Annotated in this window: 24 protein-coding genes; 19 read left to right on the top strand and 5 right to left on the bottom strand. The window is 69.1% G+C overall.

Annotated elements, in window-relative coordinates; all coding sequences use genetic code 11:
* The first annotated feature begins 64 nt into the window (after nt 1-64).
* The 3 genes from C0461_RS03675 (at nt 65) to C0461_RS03665 (ending at nt 1,331) form a co-directional block, all read left to right on the top strand.
* Complete coding sequence (locus C0461_RS03675; RefSeq protein WP_292104041.1) at nt 65-553, top strand: BA14K family protein; 489 nt, start codon at nt 65-67, stop codon at nt 551-553.
* A gap of 123 nt (nt 554-676) precedes the next feature.
* Complete coding sequence (locus C0461_RS03670) at nt 677-874, top strand: hypothetical protein (protein WP_292104039.1); 198 nt, start codon at nt 677-679, stop codon at nt 872-874.
* Nucleotides 875-1,016: 142 nt separating this feature from the next.
* Entirely contained in the window at nt 1,017-1,331 is a 315-nt protein-coding gene (locus C0461_RS03665; protein WP_292104037.1) for a hypothetical protein, read from the top strand.
* A gap of 74 nt (nt 1,332-1,405) precedes the next feature.
* Here C0461_RS03665 and C0461_RS03660 read toward each other — a convergent pair whose 3' ends face one another.
* Nucleotides 1,406-1,834, bottom strand: coding sequence for a biopolymer transporter ExbD (locus C0461_RS03660; protein ID WP_292104035.1), 429 nt, complete (start codon nt 1,832-1,834; stop codon nt 1,406-1,408).
* Between the two features lie 235 nt (nt 1,835-2,069).
* Between C0461_RS03660 and C0461_RS03655 the strand changes: the two genes are divergently transcribed.
* The 15 genes from C0461_RS03655 (at nt 2,070) to lpxK (ending at nt 15,165) form a co-directional block, all read left to right on the top strand.
* The gene (locus C0461_RS03655) at nt 2,070-2,906 is read left to right on the top strand and encodes an aldo/keto reductase (RefSeq protein ID WP_292104033.1); all 837 of its coding nucleotides are present in this window, start codon (nt 2,070-2,072) and stop codon (nt 2,904-2,906) included.
* Between the two features lie 24 nt (nt 2,907-2,930).
* On the top strand, nt 2,931-3,179 hold the full coding sequence (locus C0461_RS03650) for a helix-turn-helix domain-containing protein (protein ID WP_292104031.1): 249 nt from the start codon (nt 2,931-2,933) through the stop codon (nt 3,177-3,179).
* A gap of 41 nt (nt 3,180-3,220) precedes the next feature.
* Nucleotides 3,221-4,750: a UbiD family decarboxylase gene (locus C0461_RS03645; RefSeq protein WP_292104030.1), complete on the top strand. Its 1,530-nt coding sequence runs from the start codon at nt 3,221-3,223 to the stop codon at nt 4,748-4,750.
* Nucleotides 4,741-5,028 (top strand): hypothetical protein, encoded by a 288-nt coding sequence (locus tag C0461_RS03640; protein ID WP_292104029.1) that lies wholly within the window; start codon nt 4,741-4,743, stop codon nt 5,026-5,028. The genes C0461_RS03645 and C0461_RS03640 overlap by 10 nt, the downstream gene beginning before the upstream one ends.
* 58 nt (nt 5,029-5,086) lie before the next feature.
* Nucleotides 5,087-5,302, top strand: a complete 216-nt coding sequence (locus C0461_RS03635) for a hypothetical protein (RefSeq protein WP_292104028.1) — start codon at nt 5,087-5,089, stop codon at nt 5,300-5,302.
* 67 nt (nt 5,303-5,369) lie between these two features.
* Nucleotides 5,370-7,202 (top strand): M14 family metallopeptidase, encoded by a 1,833-nt coding sequence (locus tag C0461_RS03630; protein WP_292104026.1) that lies wholly within the window; start codon nt 5,370-5,372, stop codon nt 7,200-7,202.
* A complete protein-coding gene (locus tag C0461_RS03625; protein WP_292104024.1) occupies nt 7,202-7,618 on the top strand; it encodes an MAPEG family protein in 417 nt (138 codons plus the stop codon). Before C0461_RS03630 ends, C0461_RS03625 begins: the two co-directional genes overlap by 1 nt.
* Nucleotides 7,619-7,686: 68 nt before the next feature.
* Nucleotides 7,687-9,036 (top strand): TldD/PmbA family protein, encoded by a 1,350-nt coding sequence (locus C0461_RS03620; RefSeq protein ID WP_292104022.1) that lies wholly within the window; start codon nt 7,687-7,689, stop codon nt 9,034-9,036.
* On the top strand, nt 9,033-9,824 hold the full coding sequence (locus C0461_RS03615) for a 3'(2'),5'-bisphosphate nucleotidase CysQ (protein ID WP_292104016.1): 792 nt from the start codon (nt 9,033-9,035) through the stop codon (nt 9,822-9,824). The genes C0461_RS03620 and C0461_RS03615 overlap by 4 nt, the downstream gene beginning before the upstream one ends.
* Before the next feature lie 27 nt (nt 9,825-9,851).
* Nucleotides 9,852-10,118: a DUF4170 domain-containing protein gene (locus C0461_RS03610; RefSeq protein WP_292104013.1), complete on the top strand. Its 267-nt coding sequence runs from the start codon at nt 9,852-9,854 to the stop codon at nt 10,116-10,118.
* A 9-nt stretch (nt 10,119-10,127) separates the two neighbouring features.
* Nucleotides 10,128-10,340, top strand: a complete 213-nt coding sequence (locus C0461_RS03605) for a hypothetical protein (RefSeq protein ID WP_292104012.1) — start codon at nt 10,128-10,130, stop codon at nt 10,338-10,340.
* A 46-nt stretch (nt 10,341-10,386) separates the two neighbouring features.
* A complete protein-coding gene (locus C0461_RS03600; RefSeq protein WP_292104010.1) occupies nt 10,387-12,171 on the top strand; it encodes an ABC transporter ATP-binding protein in 1,785 nt (594 codons plus the stop codon).
* On the top strand, nt 12,168-12,848 hold the full coding sequence (locus C0461_RS03595; RefSeq protein ID WP_292104009.1) for a lysophospholipid acyltransferase family protein: 681 nt from the start codon (nt 12,168-12,170) through the stop codon (nt 12,846-12,848). The genes C0461_RS03600 and C0461_RS03595 overlap by 4 nt, the downstream gene beginning before the upstream one ends.
* Complete coding sequence (locus tag C0461_RS03590; protein WP_292104008.1) at nt 12,848-14,134, top strand: 3-deoxy-D-manno-octulosonic acid transferase; 1,287 nt, start codon at nt 12,848-12,850, stop codon at nt 14,132-14,134. Before C0461_RS03595 ends, C0461_RS03590 begins: the two co-directional genes overlap by 1 nt.
* Complete coding sequence (gene lpxK, locus C0461_RS03585; RefSeq protein WP_292104006.1) at nt 14,131-15,165, top strand: tetraacyldisaccharide 4'-kinase; 1,035 nt, start codon at nt 14,131-14,133, stop codon at nt 15,163-15,165. Before C0461_RS03590 ends, lpxK begins: the two co-directional genes overlap by 4 nt.
* A gap of 178 nt (nt 15,166-15,343) precedes the next feature.
* Here lpxK and C0461_RS03580 read toward each other — a convergent pair whose 3' ends face one another.
* Genes C0461_RS03580 through C0461_RS03570 form a run of 3 tightly spaced genes read right to left on the bottom strand, consistent with a single transcriptional unit; the run spans nt 15,344 to nt 17,665 of the window.
* Nucleotides 15,344-16,279, bottom strand: coding sequence for a bifunctional riboflavin kinase/FAD synthetase (locus C0461_RS03580; RefSeq protein WP_292104004.1), 936 nt, complete (start codon nt 16,277-16,279; stop codon nt 15,344-15,346).
* A gap of 1 nt (nt 16,280) precedes the next feature.
* The gene (locus C0461_RS03575; protein ID WP_045319047.1) at nt 16,281-16,748 is read right to left on the bottom strand and encodes a MaoC family dehydratase; all 468 of its coding nucleotides are present in this window, start codon (nt 16,746-16,748) and stop codon (nt 16,281-16,283) included.
* Between the two features lie 38 nt (nt 16,749-16,786).
* On the bottom strand, nt 16,787-17,665 hold the full coding sequence (locus C0461_RS03570; protein WP_292104073.1) for a TIGR01459 family HAD-type hydrolase: 879 nt from the start codon (nt 17,663-17,665) through the stop codon (nt 16,787-16,789).
* 101 nt (nt 17,666-17,766) lie between these two features.
* Between C0461_RS03570 and C0461_RS03565 the strand changes: the two genes are divergently transcribed.
* Nucleotides 17,767-19,596 carry an SLC13 family permease gene (locus tag C0461_RS03565; RefSeq protein ID WP_292104001.1) on the top strand — a complete coding sequence of 610 codons (1,830 nt, stop codon included), beginning with the start codon at nt 17,767-17,769 and terminating at the stop codon, nt 19,594-19,596.
* Here C0461_RS03565 and C0461_RS03560 read toward each other — a convergent pair.
* On the bottom strand, nt 19,597-20,015 hold a 419-nt coding region (locus C0461_RS03560; RefSeq protein ID WP_292104000.1), incomplete at its 5' end, for an amidohydrolase family protein.

The following is a 20,015-nucleotide window of genomic DNA, read 5'->3' as shown; positions in this document are numbered from 1 at the left end:
GAGGAGGCTCGTCATGTTGCGTCTTTCGCCGTTAACCATGTTTCTCGCCGTGTCAGGCGCAGGCTTGGCGCTTCTTTCGTCCAGTCCGGTCGAGGCGCAGTCGGCCCATTACGGCCATTATAACCGGGGCAACGATCACGGCTGGCGTGCGCCGTCTTGGTGGAATCAGCGGGATCGGCCGGGCGATTACCGCTGCGACGCCTACTGGGACGCCAACCGCACCGACTGCCACGAGCGCTGGCGGGATCAGCGACCCCGCTACTCTGACAACCGGAGCTATCGCGGTCAAAACCATGGGCACTACGGCTACGCGCGGGGGCGCGGTTACACGCAACGCCATGACTATGAGCGCTACGCCTCTGCGGTGGGCGGGGCCCATGTCTGGTCGGGCGCCTACGGGCGGCCGGATCTGGTTTATCCGGGCGCGGGACAGGGGTACTCAGGTGGACGCGATCCCCGTCGCATCGACTGGTGCCGCGCGAACTATCGTTCCTACGACCCTGCCAGCGGCTATTACCGGGCCTACAGCGGACGGCTGGTCTTTTGCGGCTGACAAACACAAACCCTTGATGGCGCAAGGGGTTGGTGATCGGTGTTCGCCATCAAATGGACGTATCCACCCGTCTTGAGTGCCCGGGTCCCGACCTCGGGATTTGTACTCAAGGGGAGCGCGTTCATGTCCCAGCACAACATTGTCGGATCCGAAGCCTTCGAAAAGGCGCCCTTCGTCTATGTCCGAAAGGTCAGGCCGGGCGGCCTGCGACGGCGCCGGGCCCGCACGGCCGTCGCCTTCGTGGCGGGCGCGGCGGTGGCCGTGGCGTTTGGCGCCCTGGCCACGATCCTGGCTTTTGGCCCCGCTCTCGGCGTTAGCTAATCGGACCAATTGGCCGGGCTAAAATTCACAAAGAATATTACAGACCGTCATAAAACATTCACGACGCGGTATCTTTACAGCGCTGTGAAACGGCGCAGTCTGCTCTGAACCCGGACTGATTTCGGGATTGGAGGAGATGCCCATGCGCACGCCCATGCCCCTTCTTGCGGCAGTTGTCGCCGTTTTTTCAGTGCCTTGTGTCGCCGCTGCACAGCAGCAGGCTCAGACGCCACGCGCCGAAGCGCGGGTCGATCGCGCGGCCTATGTCTGCGCGACTGATGAAGCCACGCGCCGTTCTTTCGAGCGGGAATACGGCGCCGCGCCGATTTTTGTGACAGCCGAGGAAGCCCTGGCCGCCGCGGCGGCCGGCGAGCGCTGGGCGACGCCCCGATGCCTGACCGAAGCCCAGCATGCGAGGCTGGAGCGTCTTCGTCGCCAGACCGCGTCGAAGAACTGAACCACGGTTCCGGCGCCAAATGAAAAGGGCCGCGTCTCGCGACGCGGCCCTTTTCGTTTCAGCCTGAGCCTGACTCAGGTGATGTCTTCATTCAGCAGGCCGACCTTATAGTAGGCGTTGGCCTGAAGCATGTTCATGACTTCCATGAAGCGCTCGTACGTCACCTCCGCGTTGGCGCGGACGAACACGCGCTCTTCGCGCGGGTTCGGCACGGCCAGGGCGGCTTCCAGGGCCGGGATCAGATTTTCGAGGGTGGTTTGCTCATCCACGACGTAGATCGAGGTGTCGTCCTGGATGGAGATGAACACCGGCTCTTCCTGTTCCTCGCCCGGAGGCGGCGGCGAGGCCGGCGGCAGGTCCAGGCGGATGGACACCGTCGCCAGGGGCGCGGCAACCATGAAGATGATCAGCAGCACGAGCATGACGTCCACGAACGGGGTCACGTTCATGTCCGAGTTCAGCTCTTCGACCTTGCCGCCCTGGTGCTTGAGTTTGGCCGCCATACGCAGTGTCTCCAGTCGGGCCCGCGCGATCAGGGGAGAGGGTCGCGGGCGAACATAAAAAAGCGTGTCGGAAAGTCTCTTGGCGTCCGATCGGGCGCTTGTAAAGCGCTCAGGCGTGCAGGACCGTTCCGAAGCGGTGAATTACCCGTCCTGGGGGAATGAATCCAGAGCGTGGCTCTTTCGTCGCCCCTCACGGCCTCCTAGCTCTTGAGAGCGCTGAGCCGGAGAACCGCCTATGCAGACCGTCAAGACCGCCGACATCGAAATTCCCGCCCTGGGCTTCGGCACCTATCAGCTGGAGCAGGCGGACGCCCGGCGCATGGTGGCCGAGGCCCTGCGCATCGGCTACCGCCACGTGGATACGGCCTATATCTACAAGAACGAGGAGGGCGTGGGTCAGGGCATCGGCGATTCGGGGGTGGCCCGGGACGACGTCTTTCTGACCACCAAGATCTGGGTGACCAATTTCCGCAACGGCGACCTGCAGCGTCAGGCCGAGGAAAGCGCCGGCCGCCTGGGCCAGGTCCCGGATCTGCTGCTGCTGCACTGGCCCAAGCCCGAACCGGCGCTGGAAGAGACCATCAAGGCCCTGAACGACGCTCGAACGCGCGGGTTTGCGAAGAATATCGGCCTGTCCAACTTCCCCTCAGCCCTGTTCCGCGAGGCCGCCGCCCTGTCCGAGGCGCCGCTGGTCACCAACCAGGTCGAGTACCACCCCTATCTGTCCCAGAAGACCCTGATCGAGACCGCGCGCGCGCTGGGATCGTCCATCACCGCCTGGTCGCCGCTGGCCCAGGGCAAGATCGCCGACGACGCGGTCATCGCTGAAATCGGCAAGGCCCACGGCAAGACGCCGGGACAGGTCACCCTGCGCTGGATCATCCAGCAGGGGGTGATCGCCATTCCCAAGACCGCCAGCGAAAAGCGGGCGGCCGAGAATCTGGACATCTTCGACTTCGAACTGACCGCCGATGAGATGGCCCGCATCCATGGCCTGGCCCATCCCGGCGGGCGCATCGGCGACTGGATTGATCCGGCCTTTGAATGGGATCAGGATGCCTCCCAACAATAAGAAGAACCGCAGGGAGGTTCGACCATGGGCTCCGTCCTGGGATTTCCCGGGGCCGATCCGGCCGACGCGGCCATCGGCGCCCGGCTGAGACGCTGGCGCGATCAGCGCGGCGTGGATCTGGAGGCCATGGCGCTGGCGCTGCATATCCCGCCCGAGGAGATGCGGCGGGTCGAGGCGGGCCGGGCCCATCTGGATTCGGTCCAGCTGGCCGTGGCCACGCGGCATTTGCACCTGCCGGTCTGGGCGCTGGTGTCGGACACGCGGGCCTGGTGATAGCGGGTGACAGGCCGCGACTGTCCGCCTAATCGGTGGTCATGGCCTACAGATCCCTGCGCGATTTTATAGAAATGCTCGAATCCCGGGGCGAGCTGGTGCGGGTGTCGGAGCCCGTCTCCACCGTCCTTGAGATGACCGAGATCCAGACCCGGCTGCTGCGCAACGGCGGCCCGGCGGTGATCTTCGAAAAGCCTTTGATGCCCGACGGTTCGGTCAGCCCCATCCCCTGCCTGGTCAACCTGTTCGGCACCGTGAAACGGGTGGCCATGGGCGTCACCCTTGAGAACAAGCAGCGCACGACCGCAGCCGAGCTGCGCGAGGTGGGCGAACTGCTGGCGTTCCTGAAGAATCCCACCCCGCCGCGCGGCCTGTCCGACGCCATGGAGATGCTGCCGCTGGCCCGCACCGTCATGGGCATGCGGCCGAAGACGGTGAAGAAGGCTCCGGTGCACGAGGTGGTGCTGACGGGCGACGACATCGACCTGACCAGTCTGCCGATCCAGACCTGCTGGCCCGGCGAGCCCGCGCCCCTGATCACATGGGGCCTCGTCGTCACCAAGGGACCGTCCGACGCGGCCGAGGACGACTTCAACCTGGGCATCTACCGCATGCAGGTGCTGGGCAAGGACAAGGCCATCATGCGCTGGCTGGCCCACCGGGGCGGGGCGCAGCACTATGCCCGGCACCGGAAGGCTGGAAAGCGCGAGCCCCTGCCCGCCGCCGTGGTGCTGGGCGCCGATCCCGGGACCATCCTGGCGGCGGTGACGCCGGTGCCCGACACCCTGAGCGAATACCAGTTCGCCGGCTTGATGCGCGGGGCCAAGGCCGAGCTGGTGCCCTGCAAGACCGTGCCCCTGATGGTCCCGGCCCAGGCCGAGATCGTGCTGGAGGGCCATGTGCTGCTGGACGAGCACGCCGAGGAAGGCCCCTACGGCGACCACACCGGCTATTACAACTCGGTGGAGACCTTCCCGGTGTTTCAGGTGACGGCGATCACCATGCGCCGCGACCCCATCTATCTGACCACCTTCACAGGCCGGCCGCCAGACGAGCCCTCGGTGCTGGGCGAGGCGCTGAACGAGGTGTTCATCCCCCTGCTGCAGGCCCAGTTCCCCGAGATCACCGACTTCTGGCTGCCGCCGGAGGGCTGCAGCTACCGCATCGCCGTGGTGTCCATGAAAAAAGCCTATCCGGGCCACGCCAAGCGGGTGATGCTGGGCGTGTGGAGCTATCTGCGCCAGTTCATGTACACCAAGTGGATCATCGTGGTGGACGACGACATCGACGCCCGGGACTGGAAGGACGTCATGTGGGCGGTGTCCACCAAGATGGACCCGGCGCGGGACATCACCGTGATCGAGAACACCCCCATCGACTATCTGGACTTCGCCTCGCCCGAGAGCGGGCTGGGCTCCAAGATCGGCCTGGACGCCACCGACAAGCTGCCGCCCGAGACGAAGCGGGAGTGGGGCGAGGAAATCCGCATGGAGCCGGACGTGGTGGAGCGGGTGAACGCCATGTGGGACCGGCTGGGCCTGCCCGGCGACGGGGCGCCCATATGGAAGTGAGACGGCGCGGCGGCGAACCGCGCCGGGGCGGCATGACCCTGGCCGGGCCGCTGATCTTCCTGCTGGTGATCTGGCTGGGCGCCTATTTCGCCTGGCGCATCATCCATGGCGACCGGCCGGAGCAGGGCGTGGTGACCCACATCGTCTATCCCGACACGCGCACGGGACGCATCGCCCACGGTGTCTTCCTGCCGTTGCGCACGCTGGACGAGCGGTATCTCGGGGTCCGCTCCACTCCGGGCGGCGAAGACGCGCCTGAAGCGCGGAGCGGGACCTGAGTCGTGTGGCGGGCGCGGAGACGCTCGCATTCTCGCCAAGCGTCACTATGTAAAGCGCATGAACTATCGTCTCACCACCGTCGAACGCGCCTATCAACTCGCCGAAAGCGGCGAATTCGCCAATGTCGGGGAGATCAAGCGGCGGCTGACCACCGAAGGCTACTCTGATGTGCAGGGGCAACTGTACGGCTCCACCATCACCTCGGCCCTCAAGAAGCTGTGCGACAAGGCGCGGGCCGGCATGCCTGCCGAGAAGGACGCCGACGCGGTCTGACATTCCGGATTTTAAGGGCTAGAAGGCTGCATCGTCCGGCGCGCCGCCGGAGCTTCGAAAGCGCCTCATGCGTCCAACTGTATGGCTCTGCGCCGCGTCCCTTCTGCTTGCGAGTCCTGTCATGTCCCAGTCGCCTTCCGTTCCGAACGCCGCACCGTGGGATCAGGAATTCCTGCCGCCCGCTCCTGAATGGAACGGGGCGAGCCGGTCCCTGCTGCGCGAGGCGTCCGACCCTTGGGTCACGCCGTTCGAGGCCGACCCGGCGCATGACTTCAGCCCGACCTACGCTGACACCCGCGCCTGGTTCGACCGGTTGGATGGGGCCTCCGACCTGATCCGCATCGAACAGTTCGGAACCTCGCCGGAGGGCCGGCCCATCTATGCGGTGATCGCGTCGAAGGACGGCGCCGCATTCGATCCCTCCAAGCCGGTGCTGCTGGCCCAGGCCGGCATCCACCCGGGCGAGATTGACGGCAAGGACGCGGGCATGATGCTGCTGCGCGACATCGCCATGTATGGCCGCGACGATCTGCTGGACAGGGTCAATCTGATCCTGATCCCGATCCTGAGCGTCGACGGCCACGAGCGCGCCGGCGCCCATTCCCGGCCGAACCAGCGCGGACCGCGCATCCAGGGCTGGCGTCATACGGCCACCAACCAGAATCTGAATCGCGACTTCGTGAAGCTGGACCAGACCGAGATGCGCGCGGTCATGGGCCTGATCCAGCGTTACCAGCCGGACCTGTATGTGGACATCCACGTCACCGACGGCATCGACTATCAGTACGACGTCACCTACGGCTACAATGGCGAGAACGGCGTCTGGTCCCGCTCTCCGGCCATCGCCCAATGGCTGGACGACGCCTTCAAGCCGGCCATGAACGAGGCGCTGGAGGCCCAGGGCCACATCCCCGGCGAACTGGTCTTCGCCATGGACGACCGCAACCCGCGCGCGGGTCTGTCGGACGGCGGGCTGGGCGAGCGGTTCTCCAACGGCTGGGGCTCGGCCGCCCATGTGCCCACCATCCTGATCGAGAACCACAGCCTGAAGCCCCACCAGCAGCGGGTTCTGGGAACCTATGTGTTCCTTGAGGCAGCCATGCGCCTGCTGGCCGACCACGGCGAAGACCTGCGGGTGGCGGTGACCCGCGACCGTGCCCTGCGGCCGAGTGAAATCCTCGCCAATTTTGCGCCGACCGAAGAGCCGGTGGCCACCCGGGAGTTCCTGGGCATACGCTACGAAACCTTTGAAAGCGTCGCCTCCGGCCGGTCGGAGATCCGCTGGCTGGGCCAGCCGGACCCCGAACCGTGGATGATGCCGTTCTACGGGTCACGTCCGACCCTGACCCTGGCGCGGCCGGAGGCCTACTGGGTGCCGTCGTATCGGGCGGACGTCATCGAGCGCCTGCGCCTGCACGGGGTGCGGATGGAGGTGCTGGACGCGCCGCGCACGGTCCCGGTGCAGATGCTGCGCCTTGAAAACCCGAGGGTCTCGGGCCGCACCAGCGAGGGCCACGTGCCGATCACGGTCGAGACGGTGGCGACGGAGGACCGCGACTGGACCTTCCCGGCCGGATCGGTGCGGGTGCCCACCGATCAGCCCCTGGGCGATCTGGTGGTGCTGGCTCTGGAGCCCCAGTCGTCCGAGAGCTTCTTCGCCTGGGGCATGTTCCCGGAAATCCTGAACCGGGTGGAGTACATCGAGGCTTACGCCATCGCGCCGCTGGCCGAGCGCATGCTGGAGTCCGATCCGGCCCTCCGCGCTGCCTTCGAGGCCCGGCTGGCGGAAGACGCGGAATTCGCCGCCGACGGCAACGCCCGTCTGGCATGGTTCTACGAGCGGACGCCCTTCTATGACGACCGCTATCGCCTGTACCCCATTGGAAGGGAGGTCCGCTGATGGACCTGTTCACCGCCGCCGTTCAGGATTCAGCCCGCGCCGCCGCCCTGTGGGGCGGCCTGCTGATCCTGCTGTTGATCACCCTGTCGGGTCTGGTGGTGCGCCAGCGCCAGCGGCTGCGCATCGGTTACGGCGATGGCGAAGCGCCGGAGCTGATGGCCGCCTCGCGCGCTTTCGGCAACGCGGCGGAGTATGCGCCGGCGGGCATGGCGGCCCTGGCCCTGATGGCCATGGTGGGCGTGACGCCCTGGCTGATGCACGCCGTGGGCGCGGTCTTCTTTCTGGGGCGCCTCATTCACGCCTTCGGCCTCAGCCGATCGGTGGGGGCGACACGATCGCGCGTCGTGGGCATGATGCTGACCTACATCCCCCTGCTGACCATCGGCGTGATCCTGATCGCCTATGCGGTGCCCTGACGGCGTCCTGAACGGCGCCTCAGATCAGGGCCGGTTGCGGGCGGGCGGGCGACCGGCCATATCGGGGCATGGCTGATGCTTCCCTCCCCACCACCGATATCCTGAACGACATTCTCTCCGCCGCGCTGAAGGCCGGGGCCGACGCCGCCGAGGCGGTGCACGCGGATCGCCGCACCCTGTCGCTGGGCGTGCGCAACGGCGCGCTGGAGGAGGTGGAGCGCGAGGAGTCCCGCGATCTGGGCCTGCGCGTGTTCGTGGGCCGCCGTCAGGCGACGGTCTCGGCCTCGGACCTGTCCGCCGCAACCCGCGACCGTCTGGTGGAGCGGGCCGTGGCCATGGCGCGGCTGGCGCCGGAGGATCCCTATGCGGACCTGGCGCCCCAAGATCGGCTGGCCCAGGGCCCTCACCCGGATCTGGACCTGTTCGACCCAACAGAATGCACCGCCGAGGCGCTGGAAGCCGCCGCGCGTCAGGCGGAAGACGCCGCCCGGGCCACGCCCGGCGTGTCCATCTCCGAAGGCGGCAGCGCCACCTGGTCCGCCGGCGACTGGCGGCTGGCGACGTCGCACGGCTTCGACGGCGCGCACCGGGGCAGCAGTTTCTCTCTGGGGGTGGGCGTCATCGCCGCCCGGGACGGCGCCAAGGAGCGCGGCAGCGAACACCGCTCCGTCCGCCACCTGTCGGATCTGCCGGGCGCCGAGGCCATCGGCGCCCTGGCCGGACAGCGGGCCGTGGCGCGGCTGGGCGCGCGCAAGATCGCCTCGACCACCGCCCCGGTGATCTTCGAGAACCGTCTGGCGACGCAGGTCATCTCGCCTTTCGTGCAGGCTATGGCCGGGACCGCGGTGACCCGCGGCGTGTCGTTCCTGAAGGATCGGCTGGGCCAGCAGGTGCTGTCCGGCGCCGTGACCCTGATCGACGACCCGTTCCGGCCGCGCGGGCTGGGCTCCACCCCCTTCGACGACGAGGGCGTGGCGGTGGAGCGGCGCGAACTGATCTCTGCGGGCGTGATCAACGGCTGGATGTTGAACACCGCCTCGGCGGCGCAACTGGGCCTGCAGACCACGGGCCACGCCTCGCGCGGCCTGGCGGGGCCCTCCGGCGTCTCCGGCCATAACCTGCATCTCGAGCCCGGCGCGCGCGACCTGAAGGGCCTGATGGCCGATGCGAAGACCGGGCTTCTGGTCACGTCCATGTTCGGCCCCTCGTTGAATCCCAACACCGGCGACTGGTCGGCGGGCGTGTCCGGCTTCTGGTTCGAGGACGGCCAGATCGCCTGGCCCGTCAGCGAGATCACCGTGGCGGGCAACCTGCTGGCCCTGGCGGGACGGATGGTGGTCGGATCGGACCTGGAGTTCCGGGGCTCGTTCAACAGCCCGTCGCTGCTGATCGACGCGGTGGCCATCGCCGGGAAATGACGCTCGCCGCCGACCTGGACCTGCTGAAGGCGGCGGCGGTCGAGGCCGGCGCCCTGGCCGTGCGCCACCGGGCGCAGGGCCTGAAGATCCAGTCCAAGCCAGGCGGCTCGCCCGTGACCGATGCGGACGTGGCGGTGGACCGCTGGCTGCGCGAGCATCTGACGGCGGCCCGCCCCGATCACGGCTGGCTGTCAGAGGAGACCGCAGACAACGCCGAACGGCTGTCGCGGCGGCGCATCCTTGTGGTCGATCCCATCGACGGCACAGTGGCCTTCATGAAGAACAGGCCGTGGTGGAGCGTGGCGCTGGCCATCGTCGAGGACGGCCGCCCCGTGGCGGCGGTTATCCACGCCCCGGACCTGAATGAGACCTTCGCGGCGGTGGAAGGCGGCGGCGCCCTGCTGAACGGGCGGATGATCGCGGCGTCAGAGACCTCGATGCTGGAGAACGCCTCCGTCCTGACCGGCGCGGGCCTGCTGGACAGCCCGAAATGGCCGGAGCCCTGGCCCCCCATGCGGGTGGAGAACCGCAACTCGCTGGCCTATCGCATGGCGCTGGTGGCGTCCGGCGTCTTCGACGCCGCCATGGCCCTGACGCCCAAGTGGGACTGGGACGTGGCCGCCGGGGCGCTGATCGCGGCGGAAGCCGGGGCGACGGTCAGCGACCACCATGGCCAGCCCTGGCGCTTCAACCGGGCCGATCCGCGACAGGCCAGCCTGATCTGCGCCGCGCCGGCCCTGCATCCGTTGATAATCGGGCGCTGTCGGCCTATTCCGCTGGCCAACTGAACCGCCATTCAACGGACGGACGAACCAATGCCTCAGGACATCGAAAACAACCAGCTGCTGCACATCGTCTTCGGCGGCGAGCTGCGCGACCTGAACGGGACCGCGTTCCGCGACCTGTCCCAGGTCGACTTCGTCGGCGCCTTCCCGAACTACGAGGAAGCCCGCAAGGCGTGGAAGGCCAAGGCGCAGCAGACCGTGGACAACGCCCACATGCGCTACTTCATCCTGCACGCCCACCGCATGATCGACCCCCGGAACGATCAACGGGGCGACGAGGCCGCTCTGAAGGCGTAAGATCACGCCATGACAATGTTTGGAACGACCCTGGACGGCCAGCAGCTGTTCGGCCTCATCTCGCTTCTGACCCTGCTGGCCTTCTGGGTTCTGGTCTGGCGGCGGGACCGTCAGGCCACGCGCTGGTTCCGGGCATGGGCCACGCGGCGGCAGGCGGAGCGTCAGGCGCGCGAGAGCGGCCCTGATGGCGGCTCCGGCTCGCACGGCGGCCCGTGGGGCTGAGGCGACGACGCCTTGACTTCGCCACCCTGACGTCGGAGCGGAAGCCATGACCGTGACCCCGCCCGAAGCGCGACAGCCGCTGCGCCCCCTGCTGGCGCGCATCTGGCGCGACTACCTGTCCGAGCGAAAGGGCCGGCTGGCCCTGGCCATGCTGTGCGCGGCCGTGACCGCCGGGACCACCGCCCTGATCCTGCGGCTGCTGGAGCCGGCGGTGAACGGCCTGTTCGTGGATCAGGACCCCAACGCCCTGTGGATGATCCCCGCCGCCATCGCCGGGGTCGGGGTGCTCCGGGGCGCCGCCGCCATCGGCCAGGCCAATCTGGTCAACCGCCTGGGCCACGGGGTGGTGGGCGAGATTCAGGGCCAGCTGTTCGCCCGCATGATCCGCGCCGACCTGGCCCGCCTGCGCGCCCAGCACTCCGGCGGGTTCGTTTCGTCGGTGCTGTTCGACGCCAATCTGGTGCGCGAGGCCTTCACCACCGGGACGGTGAGCTACACCCAGCACGGCCTGACCCTGATCGCCCTGATCGCCTCGATGATCTGGATCGATCCCATGCTGGCGCTGGTGGTGCTGTGCGGCATGCCGGTGGTGAATCTGGTGCTGCGGCGGTTTTCGAAGAAGGCGCGCAAGGCCGCCGTGGGGGCCATGGCCGAGACCACGGTGCTGTCCACCGCCCTGATGGAGAACCTGGACGGGGTGCGGCTGGTCAAGATCGAGAACCGCGAGGACGCCGAGGACGCGCGGGTGGGCGAGGTCATCGCCCGACGCCAGCGCTTCGTCATCAAGGGCGCCAACGCCAAGGCGTTCTCGGGCCCCTCCAGCGAAATGGTGGCCATGTTCGTGGTCGCCGCGGTTCTGACCTATGCCGGTTGGCGCTCGCAGCAGGGCGAGATGAACGTGGGCGAGTTCACCGCCTTCATCGGGATCCTGTTGGCCGCCGCCCAGTCGCTGCGTAATCTGAGCAATTTGCAGACCGTGCTGGCCGAGGGGCTCACAGCGGCCCGCCGCCTGTTCGAGGCCCTGGACATCCAGCCCGAGATCCGCGAGGCGGCCGAGCCGGTCGATCTGCCGGACGGTCCCTGCGAGGTGCGGTTCGAGGGCGTCAGCTTCGCCTATTCCGATGCGGCCCCCACGCTCAGCGCCGTGGACATCCGGGTCAGTCCCGGGGAGACCGTGGCCCTGGTCGGCCCGTCCGGCGGCGGCAAGAGCACCATCCTGAGCCTGCTGCCCCGGTTCTATGACGTCACCGGCGGGGCGGTGCGCATCAATGGCCTCGATGTGCGGGATGTGGCGCTGAAGGCCCTGCGCGACCGCATCGCCCTGGTGACCCAGGAGCCATTCCTGTTTGACGAGACCATCGCCTTCAACATTGCCTACAGCCGACCCGACGCCTCGCCGGACGAGATCGAAGCGGCGGCGCGGGCGGCCGCGGCCCATGAGTTCATCACGGCCCTGCCTGAGGGCTATGACACCCGCGCCGGCGAGGCCGGGGTTCGCCTCTCCGGCGGCCAGCGCCAGCGCATCGCCATCGCCCGGGCCTTCCTCAAGGACGCACCGATCCTGCTGCTGGACGAAGCCACCAGCGCTCTGGACACCGAGAGCGAGGCGCTGGTGCAGGCGGCGCTGGAACGATTGATGGAAGGCCGCGCCACCCTGATGATCGCCCACCGCCTGTCCACGGTGCAGAACGCGGACCGGATCTATGTGATCGAGGCCGGGCGGGTCGTGGAGGAAGGTTCGCACACGGAACTGGTTGGGCGCGGCGGTCTGTACGCGCGCCTGGCGCGCCAGCAGTCCCTGGACGCCGCGCCGGACGAGGCGGGCTCGTGAGGCCGATCCGGAATCCGGTGATTCAGGGGGTTCTCAGCCGCCTGATGGCGGGCTGGATGCGGCTGTGCTTCGCCACCATCCGCTGGCGCCACGAGAACCGCGACCTGGTCGAGGCCGCCTGGGCCGGGGGCGGGCCGGTCATTATCGCCTTCTGGCATTCACGCATCGGCCTGGCCCCCGCCGCCTGGGACCATGGCCGGGGCCAGCCGGTCCGCGCGCTCATCTCCCTGTCCCCTGACGGGCAATTCATCGCCGACGCCGTGGCGCGGCTGGGCTTTCCCGCCATTCGCGGCTCGTCCCAGAAGAAGGAGAGGCCGGAGAAGGCCAAGGGCGGGTCCCAGGCTCTGCGCGACGCCCTGAAGTGGCTGAAGTCCGGCGGGGCGGTGACCCTGACGCCGGATGGGCCCCGGGGCCCGGCGCGGCAGATGGGTGAGGGGCTGGCGGTCATGGCCCGCATGTCCGGGGCGCCTGTGCTGCTGCTGGGCCTGTCTTGCCGCCCCGCCATCCGCCTGAACAGCTGGGACCGGGCGATGCTGCCGCTGCCGTTTGCGCGCGGGGCCATGGTCTGGGACCGGGTCGAGATCGGGCGGGGCGTGGATCCTGCTTCGGTGATCGACGCGTGGACCGCGCGCCTCACCGCCGTCGAGGACCGGGCCGAGACCCTGGCGAAGACCTGATGTCGCTGGTCCTGAAAGCCTACAGCGTGGTCACCGGCTGGCTGGAGCCGCTGGCGCCGCGCCTGCTGGGTGCGCGGGCCCGGCGCGGCAAGGAGGACATGGGCCGCCTCAACGAACGACTGGGCCGCCCGTCGATCCCGCGGCCGTCCGGACCGCTGGTATGGCTGCACGGGGTCAGCGTGGGCGAGAGCCTGTCCCTGCTGCCGGTGATCGCCCGGCTGCGGGCCGAGCGGCCGGAGACGGCGATTCTGGTGACCTCGGGCACCGTGACCTCGGCGCGCATCCTGGCCGAGCGCCTGCCGCCCGACGTCATCCATCAGTACGCCCCGGTGGACGGGCCGCTGGCGACGGCGCGGTTCCTGAACCACTGGCGGCCCTCGCTGGGCGTGCTGGTGGAGAGCGAGTTGTGGCCCAATCTGATCGGGGCGGCGCGGGAGCGCGGCGTGAAGCTGGCCCTGATCAGCGCCCGCATCACCGACAAGACGGCGCAGGGCTGGGGCCGCACGCGGGGCGCGGCGCGGACGCTGCTGTCGGCCTTCGATCTGATCCTGCCCCAGGACGACGCCTCCGCCGCGCGCCTCGAGGCCCTGGGGGGGCAGGTGCAGGGCCGCGCCAATCTGAAGCTGGCGGGCGGACCCCTGACCCACGACAAGGGCGCCTTCGACCAGCTGAGCGCGGCCATCGGCGACCGATCCGTAGTGCTGGCGGCCAGCACCCATCCGGGCGAGGAACGGGCCATCGCCAGGGCTCTGGACGCGTTGGAGGAGGTTCCGTTCCTGATCCTCATGCCGCGCCATCCGGAGCGGGGCGGCGGGCTGGTCCAGACCTTGCGCACCGAAGGCCGCATGGTCGCCGTGCGCTCGGCGGGCGAGCCCATTGCGCTCGACACCTCAGTCTACCTGGCTGACACCCTTGGCGAGATGGGCCTGTTCCTGGCGCTGGCGGACGTGGTGGTCATGGGCGGCTCGTTCGGGCCGGTGATCGGCCATGCGGGGGCGGGCGGGCACAATCCGCTGGAGCCCGCGCGGCTGGGCAAGCCCACGATCTGCGGGCCGGACATGGCCAACTGGCCCGACGTGGCGGCCGATCTGGAGCGGGCGGGCGGCCTGATCCGGGTTGAGCGCGTCGAGCAGCTGGCGCCGGCGATCGCGCCCCTGCTGGCCGATCCGGTGAAGGCGCGGGCTGTGGGCGAGCGGGCCCGGCGTGCAGCCCAGGCGGCGGACGCGGGGCTGGACCGGCTGTGGAGCCATCTGGCGCCCCTGTTGCCCGCCGGGAGGACGCCATGAAGCTGAACACGCCGCGCTGGTGGTATGTGCGCGAGGGCGCGCCGTCGCCGGTCGTTCGCACCCTGCTGAAGCCCCTGTCCTGGCTGTGGGCCGGGGCGACGGCGCGGCGGATCGCACGGACTGTCCCGGTGGATGCGGGCGTGGCGGTGATCTCGGTGGGCAATCTGACCGTTGGCGGGTCGGGCAAGACGCCGGTGGCGCGGGAGGTGCTGCGCCTGTTGCGGGACAAGGGTTTGGAGGCCCACGGGCTGACGCGGGGCTATGGCGGGCGGCTGGCGGGGCCGGTGCGGGTGGACCCCGCGCAGCATGCCGCCGGGGACGTGGGCGATGAGCCGCTGTTGCTGGCCGGGGTGGCCCCGGTGTGGGTGGCGAAGGATCGCCCGGCGGGCGCGCGGGCGGCGGCGGAGGCGGGGGCCGCGGTGGTGGTCATGGACGACGGGCATCAGAACCCCAGCCTGAGGAAGACCCTGTCCCTGATCGTGGTGGACGGGGAGACGCGGGGCGGGGAGTGGCCCTTCGGGGACGGGGCGGTGTTCCCCGCCGGGCCCATGCGCGAGCCGCTGCAGGCCGGGCTGGCGCGGGCCGATGCGGTGGTGGTGCTGCTGCCGGCTGATCTGCCGCACGCGGATCAGGAATTGTTGAGTTTATTCAAGGATAAGCCGGTATTTATCGCCCGGCTGGAGGCCGCTGCGCCGCCGCCGCCCGGGCCGCAACTGGGCTTCGCGGGGATCGCCAAGCCGTGGAAGGTGGAGCGGGCCCTGACCGCCGCCGGCTGTGACCTGATCGACTTCGCCGCCTTCCCTGACCACGCCGCCTTCGCCGAGGGCGACCTGAAGGCGCTGGCGGCCCGGGCGGCGGATCAGGACGCGGGGCTGGTGACCACCGAGAAGGACTGGGTCCGCCTGCCCCCCGAGTGGCGCGGCCGGGTCACGGCCTGGCCGGTGCGGGCGCGGTTCGAGGATGAGGCGGGCTTCCTCACCGTCCTCGGCCGTTCCGGATTTCAGACTCCGGGCGGAAAAAACAGGGTCTGAATAGTCCGAATAGTCCGAAATCGGCCCCGAGATTCAGACTCCGACCCCGAAAAAACAGGGTCTGAATCGTATCAGTGGTATCAAAGCCCCCTTCGCTCGCCGCGCCCGGACCACGTCCGCCAGACCGCATTTTAAGGCGCCCGGAGGGTGGGGGACTAAAAAAGATATCCGCCTCTCTTCAGGACCCCAGAACCGCCCGGGCCGCCCGGGCGTCGGCGTCGATCTGGGCCTTGAGGGCGTCCAGGCCGTCAAAGGCCGCTTCGGGGCGCAGGAAGGCGATCAGCTCGGTCTCCAGCGTCTGGCCGTAGAGGTCGCCGTCGAAGTCGAACAGCCAGGCCTCAAGCATAGGGGTCTCGGTGCGGAACATGGGGCGGACGCCGAGGCTGGAGACGCCGTCCACCACCCGGCCGTCGGGCAGGCGCGTGCGGGTCGCATAGATGCCGTAGGCCGGGCGCATATAGTCGCCGAGCGCCATGTTGGCGGTGGGCACGCCGATCTCGCGGCCGCGCTTGTCGCCGTGGACGACCTCGGCCTGGATGGCGAAGGGGCGGCCCAGAATGGCGGCGGCGCGGTCCATGTCCCCCGCCTTGAGCGCCTCGCGCACCGCGCTGGACGACAGCTTGAGCCCGTCGGCGTCGTCCACCCGCCGGGCGGCGGAAACGGTGAAGCCCATCTCGCCGCCATAGTCGGCCAGGGCCTGGGGCGAGCCGGAGCGGCCCTTGCCGAAGGTGAAGTCGAAACCCACCGCCGCATGGACGATGCCCAGCCCCTGATGCAGCACCTGATCGGCGAAATCACGGTCGCTCATGCCCGCCATCTCGGCGTCGAAGGGCAGCAGATAGAGCCGGTCCACGCCCAGCGGCGCCAGCGCATGGGCCATCTGGTCCGGCGTCATCAGGCGGAAAGGCGCGGCGTCGGGCTGGAAGAAGCGACGGGGATGGGGGTCGAAGCTGACCACGGCCAGCGGGGCAGCCAGCCGGTCCGCCGCCGCCTTCGCCTCGGCGATCACCGCCTGATGGCCCCGGTGGACCCCGTCGAAGGCGCCCACCGCCACCGCCGCGCCCCGGTCGCCCGCAGGCAGGCTCCGCCAGTCGGTGATCAGGCGGACGGGCAAGTCAGTCCTTCGCCGGCCGACGACGGCGCGGCACACGGACGATGGCCTCTCCGCCCATGATGAAGGTGTCGCCGATATAGCCCTCGGTCTTGAGGGTCACCCGGGCCGATTCCAGGTCGACGGCGGCCACGGTGACGCGGGCGGTGACCTTGTCGCCGATGCGCACCGGCTTTTCGAAGGCCAGGCTCTGGTGCAGGTAGATGGCTCCGGCGCCGGGCAGGATGGTGCCCACCACCGCCGAGCCGAAGGAGGCCGACAGCAACCCATGGGCGATGCGACCGCGATAGGCGGTCTTTGATGCGAAGGCCTCGTCCATGTGCACGGGGTTGAAGTCATCCGAGGCGTCGGCGAACTGCTGGATGCGCTGTTCGGTCATCTCGACGGTTTTTTCAGCGGTCATGCCGACGTGCAGTTCGTCGAGGATGTAGCCGCCTGAGGGGTGCGCCCCCACGAGTTTTTTCTCAGTCATGGGGGTGCTCTAGCGCCGGAAGCTTCGCTTGGCGAGCCTCACCAGGCCAGGTCCAGCATCGTGTAGCGGGCATAGGTGGTCTCGGCCCTGAGGAGCTCGCCCGCCTTTTCCGCGTCGACCCGGCCGTCCGGCCCCTGCGCCGTGGCCCCGTGGATGCCGGCGGCCACGAACAGGCAGTCCAGCCCCTGGCCGTTGGCGCCCATGACATCGGTGACCACCCCGTCGCCCACGCACAGCACCCGGGACCGGTCCGCATTGGCGCCCAGCAGGGTCTCGGCCTCCTTCATGGCCAGATCGTAGATGGGGCCGAACGGCTTGCCGGCCATGGTCACGCGCCCGCCGAGGGTTTCGTAGAGATCGGCCAGCGAACCGGCGCAGTAGATCAACTGGTCGCCGCGCTGCACCACCCGGTCGGGATTGGCGCAGACCATCTCCAGATCCCGCGCGGCGGCCTTCGACAGGGCTTCGCGATAGTCCTGCGGCTGTTCGGCGGTGTCGTCGTAAAGACCGGTGCAGCAGATGAACCCGGCCTCGTCCGGTCCGTCGGTCACGGCGACGCCGGTTCCCTCATAGAGGGGCATGTCCCGATCCGGCCCCAGGGCCCAGACGGGGCCGGGGGCGCGGCGGCTCAGCTCGGCGCGGGTGGCGTCGCCGGAGGTGACGAAGGCGTCCCAGCCCGTGCGGGGCACGCCCAGGCTGTCCAGCTGGGACAGTACGGCCCGGGACGGGCGCGGGGCGTTGGAGATCAACACCACCTTGCCGCCCCCGTCGCGGAAGCGGATCAGGGCGTCCAGCGCGGGGGCGAAATGCTCGCGCCCGTTGTGGATCACGCCCCAGACGTCGCACAGCAGGACGTCGTAGTCGGCGGCCACGGCGCGCAGGCCGTCGATGGGATGGGGCAGGGTCTGGCTGTTCATGGCTCGGGGGTAGGCGCCCACGGGGGTTGCGTCAACGCGGAACCGGATGCACGCCCGCGCCTTTCGTGCGAAGCCGGAGCCTTCCGGCGAGAGGGGCTGCCTTGGACGTCATCACCACCTTCATCGACACGCACAGCGCCTGGATCGGCCTGGCGTTCCTGGTCGGGCTGTTCGCGGCCTTCATCAGCGAGCGGTTGCCGCCGACGGTGATCGCCGTGGGCGGGGTGGCGATCATGATGCTGACGGGCTTCCTGCCCCTGACCTCGGCCCTGTCGGTGCTGGGCAATCCGGCGCCGGTGACCATCGCCGCCATGTTCATCCTGTCCGGGGCCCTGGTGCGGACCGGGGCGATCGAGGCGCTGTTGGGTCTGGTGACGCGGGGCGCGCAGGAGCGTCCGCGTCTGACTGCGGCGGGGGTGTTCGGCGGGGCCCTGACCGCGCCCGCCTTCATGAACAACACCCCGGTGGTGATCATCCTGATCCCGGTGATCAGGAAACTGGCCAAGGCCCTGTCCATCGCCTCCACACGCCTGCTGATTCCGCTGTCCTATCTGTCCATCATGTCGGGAACCCTGACCCTGATCGGCACCTCCACCAATCTGCTGGTGGACGGCGTGGCGCGGGACATGGGGATGGAGCCCTTCGGCATCTTCGAGATCACCGGGGTGGGTCTGGTCACGGTCCTGAGCGGCGTGCTGACCCTGGCGCTGCTGGGGCCGTTCCTGCTGCCCAGACGGGAGGACCGGGACGATGGTGAAACGGATGCGCACATCTTCCTGACCGAACTGCTGGTGCGCGACGGCAGCGACCGCATCGGGCGCAAGCTGGGCGAGATCAATCTGCTGAAGCGGTCCGACACCAAGGTGGTGGGTTTGAAGCGCGACGGCCGCATCCTGCGCAAGGATCTGGACAATCAGGCCCTGCTGCAGGGCGACCGCATCCTGCTGTCGGCGCCCGCTCATGAAATCCAGGGCCTGGCCCGGGCGCCGGGCTTCACCGTGGGCATGAACGGACGCACCGGCGGCATCGTCCTGACCCGCAAGGAAAGCGAAGAGGATCCCGACAGCGAGGACGACAAGATCACCTTCATCGAGGCTACCATCGCCCCGACCCATCCGGGCATCGGACGGCGGCTGTCCGAGATCCCGATGCTGTCGCGGCTGAAGCTGAGAATTCTGGGGGTGTCGCGGTCCCACCACCTGCCCGGGCCGGACATGGGCGGGGCGCGCGTGCGGGCGGCGGACACCCTGCTGATCGCCGCGCCGCCGGAAACGGTGCCGGACCTGCGCGAGAACCGCACGCTCATGGGCGTCGGCGCGACCCAGAGCCAGCCGTTCCGGCGCAGCAAGGCGCCCATCGCCATCGCGGCGCTGGCGGGAACCGTGCTGGCTGCGGCGTTCGGCATCATCCCCATCGCCGGGGCCGCCATCATCGCCGTGGCGGTGATTCTGGTGACCCGCTGCATCGACCCGGAGGACGCCTGGGGCGCCATCGACGGGGACGTGCTGGTGCTGATCTTCGCCATGCTGGCCATCGGCATCGGCCTGCAGAACGCCGGCAGCGTCGGTCTGATCGTGGGCTGGGCCACGCCCCTGCTGGTGGACGCCTCGCCGCTGGTGGTGCTGGTGTGCCTGTATTTTCTGACCACCATCCTGACCGAGATGGTGACCAACAATGCGGTGGCCGTGATCATGACGCCCATCGCCATCGGCCTGGCCGAGCAGATGGGCATCGACGCCCGGCCGCTGCTGGTGGCGGTGATGTTCGCCGCCTCGGCCAGTTTCGCCACGCCCATCGGCTACCAGACCAACACCCTGGTCTATGCGGCGGGAGACTACCGCTTCACTGACTTCCTGAAGATCGGGGTGCCCATGATGATCATCGTCGGCGCCGCCACCTGCGCGGCCATCTGGTGGATATTCGGGGTGTGATCAGTCCAGATAGGTCACGCCGCCCTTCATGACGAAGGCCACGCGCTCCAGCTCGGTGACGTCGGTCAGGGGGTCCCCCTCGACCGCGATCAGGTCCGCCGCCATGCCGGGGGCGAGGCGGCCGATCTGGTCCTGAAGGCGTAAGTGCTCGGCGGCGTTGACCGTGGCGGCCTGGATGGCCTCCAGCGGCGTCAGGCCGGCGCGCACCAGCAGGGCGAACTCGCGGGCGTTGTCGCCGTGGGCCGAGACGCCGGAATCGGTGCCGAAGGCGATGCGCACCCCGCCCTGGTGGGCGCGGCGGGCCATCTCCAGCATCAGGGGGCCGGCCTCCAGCGCCTTGGCGGTCTGGTTGGGGGTGAGGAAATTGTCCGGCCCGGAAGCGACCCGGGCCACGAAGTCGCCCGCCAGCAGGGTGGGCA

The organism is Brevundimonas sp. (assembly GCF_013823285.1).
Lineage (GTDB): Bacteria > Pseudomonadota > Alphaproteobacteria > Caulobacterales > Caulobacteraceae > Brevundimonas.
The sequence above is the reverse complement of the archived record's forward strand: the minus strand, read 5'-3'. Positions and strand labels throughout refer to the sequence as shown.

Coding starts and splice junctions, on each gene's coding strand:
- C0461_RS03620 (WP_292104022.1), top strand. CDS start 7,687: ATGGCTGATGCTTCCCTCCCCACCACCGATATCCTGAACGACATTCTC.
- C0461_RS03635 (WP_292104028.1), top strand. CDS start 5,087: ATGAACTATCGTCTCACCACCGTCGAACGCGCCTATCAACTCGCCGAA.
- C0461_RS03610 (WP_292104013.1), top strand. CDS start 9,852: ATGCCTCAGGACATCGAAAACAACCAGCTGCTGCACATCGTCTTCGGC.
- C0461_RS03630 (WP_292104026.1), top strand. CDS start 5,370: ATGCGTCCAACTGTATGGCTCTGCGCCGCGTCCCTTCTGCTTGCGAGT.
- C0461_RS03590 (WP_292104008.1), top strand. CDS start 12,848: ATGTCGCTGGTCCTGAAAGCCTACAGCGTGGTCACCGGCTGGCTGGAG.
- C0461_RS03600 (WP_292104010.1), top strand. CDS start 10,387: ATGACCGTGACCCCGCCCGAAGCGCGACAGCCGCTGCGCCCCCTGCTG.
- C0461_RS03665 (WP_292104037.1), top strand. CDS start 1,017: ATGCGCACGCCCATGCCCCTTCTTGCGGCAGTTGTCGCCGTTTTTTCA.
- C0461_RS03670 (WP_292104039.1), top strand. CDS start 677: ATGTCCCAGCACAACATTGTCGGATCCGAAGCCTTCGAAAAGGCGCCC.
- C0461_RS03640 (WP_292104029.1), top strand. CDS start 4,741: ATGGAAGTGAGACGGCGCGGCGGCGAACCGCGCCGGGGCGGCATGACC.
- C0461_RS03650 (WP_292104031.1), top strand. CDS start 2,931: ATGGGCTCCGTCCTGGGATTTCCCGGGGCCGATCCGGCCGACGCGGCC.
- lpxK (WP_292104006.1), top strand. CDS start 14,131: ATGAAGCTGAACACGCCGCGCTGGTGGTATGTGCGCGAGGGCGCGCCG.
- C0461_RS03660 (WP_292104035.1), bottom strand. CDS start 1,834: ATGGCGGCCAAACTCAAGCACCAGGGCGGCAAGGTCGAAGAGCTGAAC.
- C0461_RS03655 (WP_292104033.1), top strand. CDS start 2,070: ATGCAGACCGTCAAGACCGCCGACATCGAAATTCCCGCCCTGGGCTTC.
- C0461_RS03570 (WP_292104073.1), bottom strand. CDS start 17,665: ATGAACAGCCAGACCCTGCCCCATCCCATCGACGGCCTGCGCGCCGTG.
- C0461_RS03605 (WP_292104012.1), top strand. CDS start 10,128: ATGACAATGTTTGGAACGACCCTGGACGGCCAGCAGCTGTTCGGCCTC.
- C0461_RS03625 (WP_292104024.1), top strand. CDS start 7,202: ATGGACCTGTTCACCGCCGCCGTTCAGGATTCAGCCCGCGCCGCCGCC.
- C0461_RS03615 (WP_292104016.1), top strand. CDS start 9,033: ATGACGCTCGCCGCCGACCTGGACCTGCTGAAGGCGGCGGCGGTCGAG.
- C0461_RS03645 (WP_292104030.1), top strand. CDS start 3,221: ATGGCCTACAGATCCCTGCGCGATTTTATAGAAATGCTCGAATCCCGG.
- C0461_RS03575 (WP_045319047.1), bottom strand. CDS start 16,748: ATGACTGAGAAAAAACTCGTGGGGGCGCACCCCTCAGGCGGCTACATC.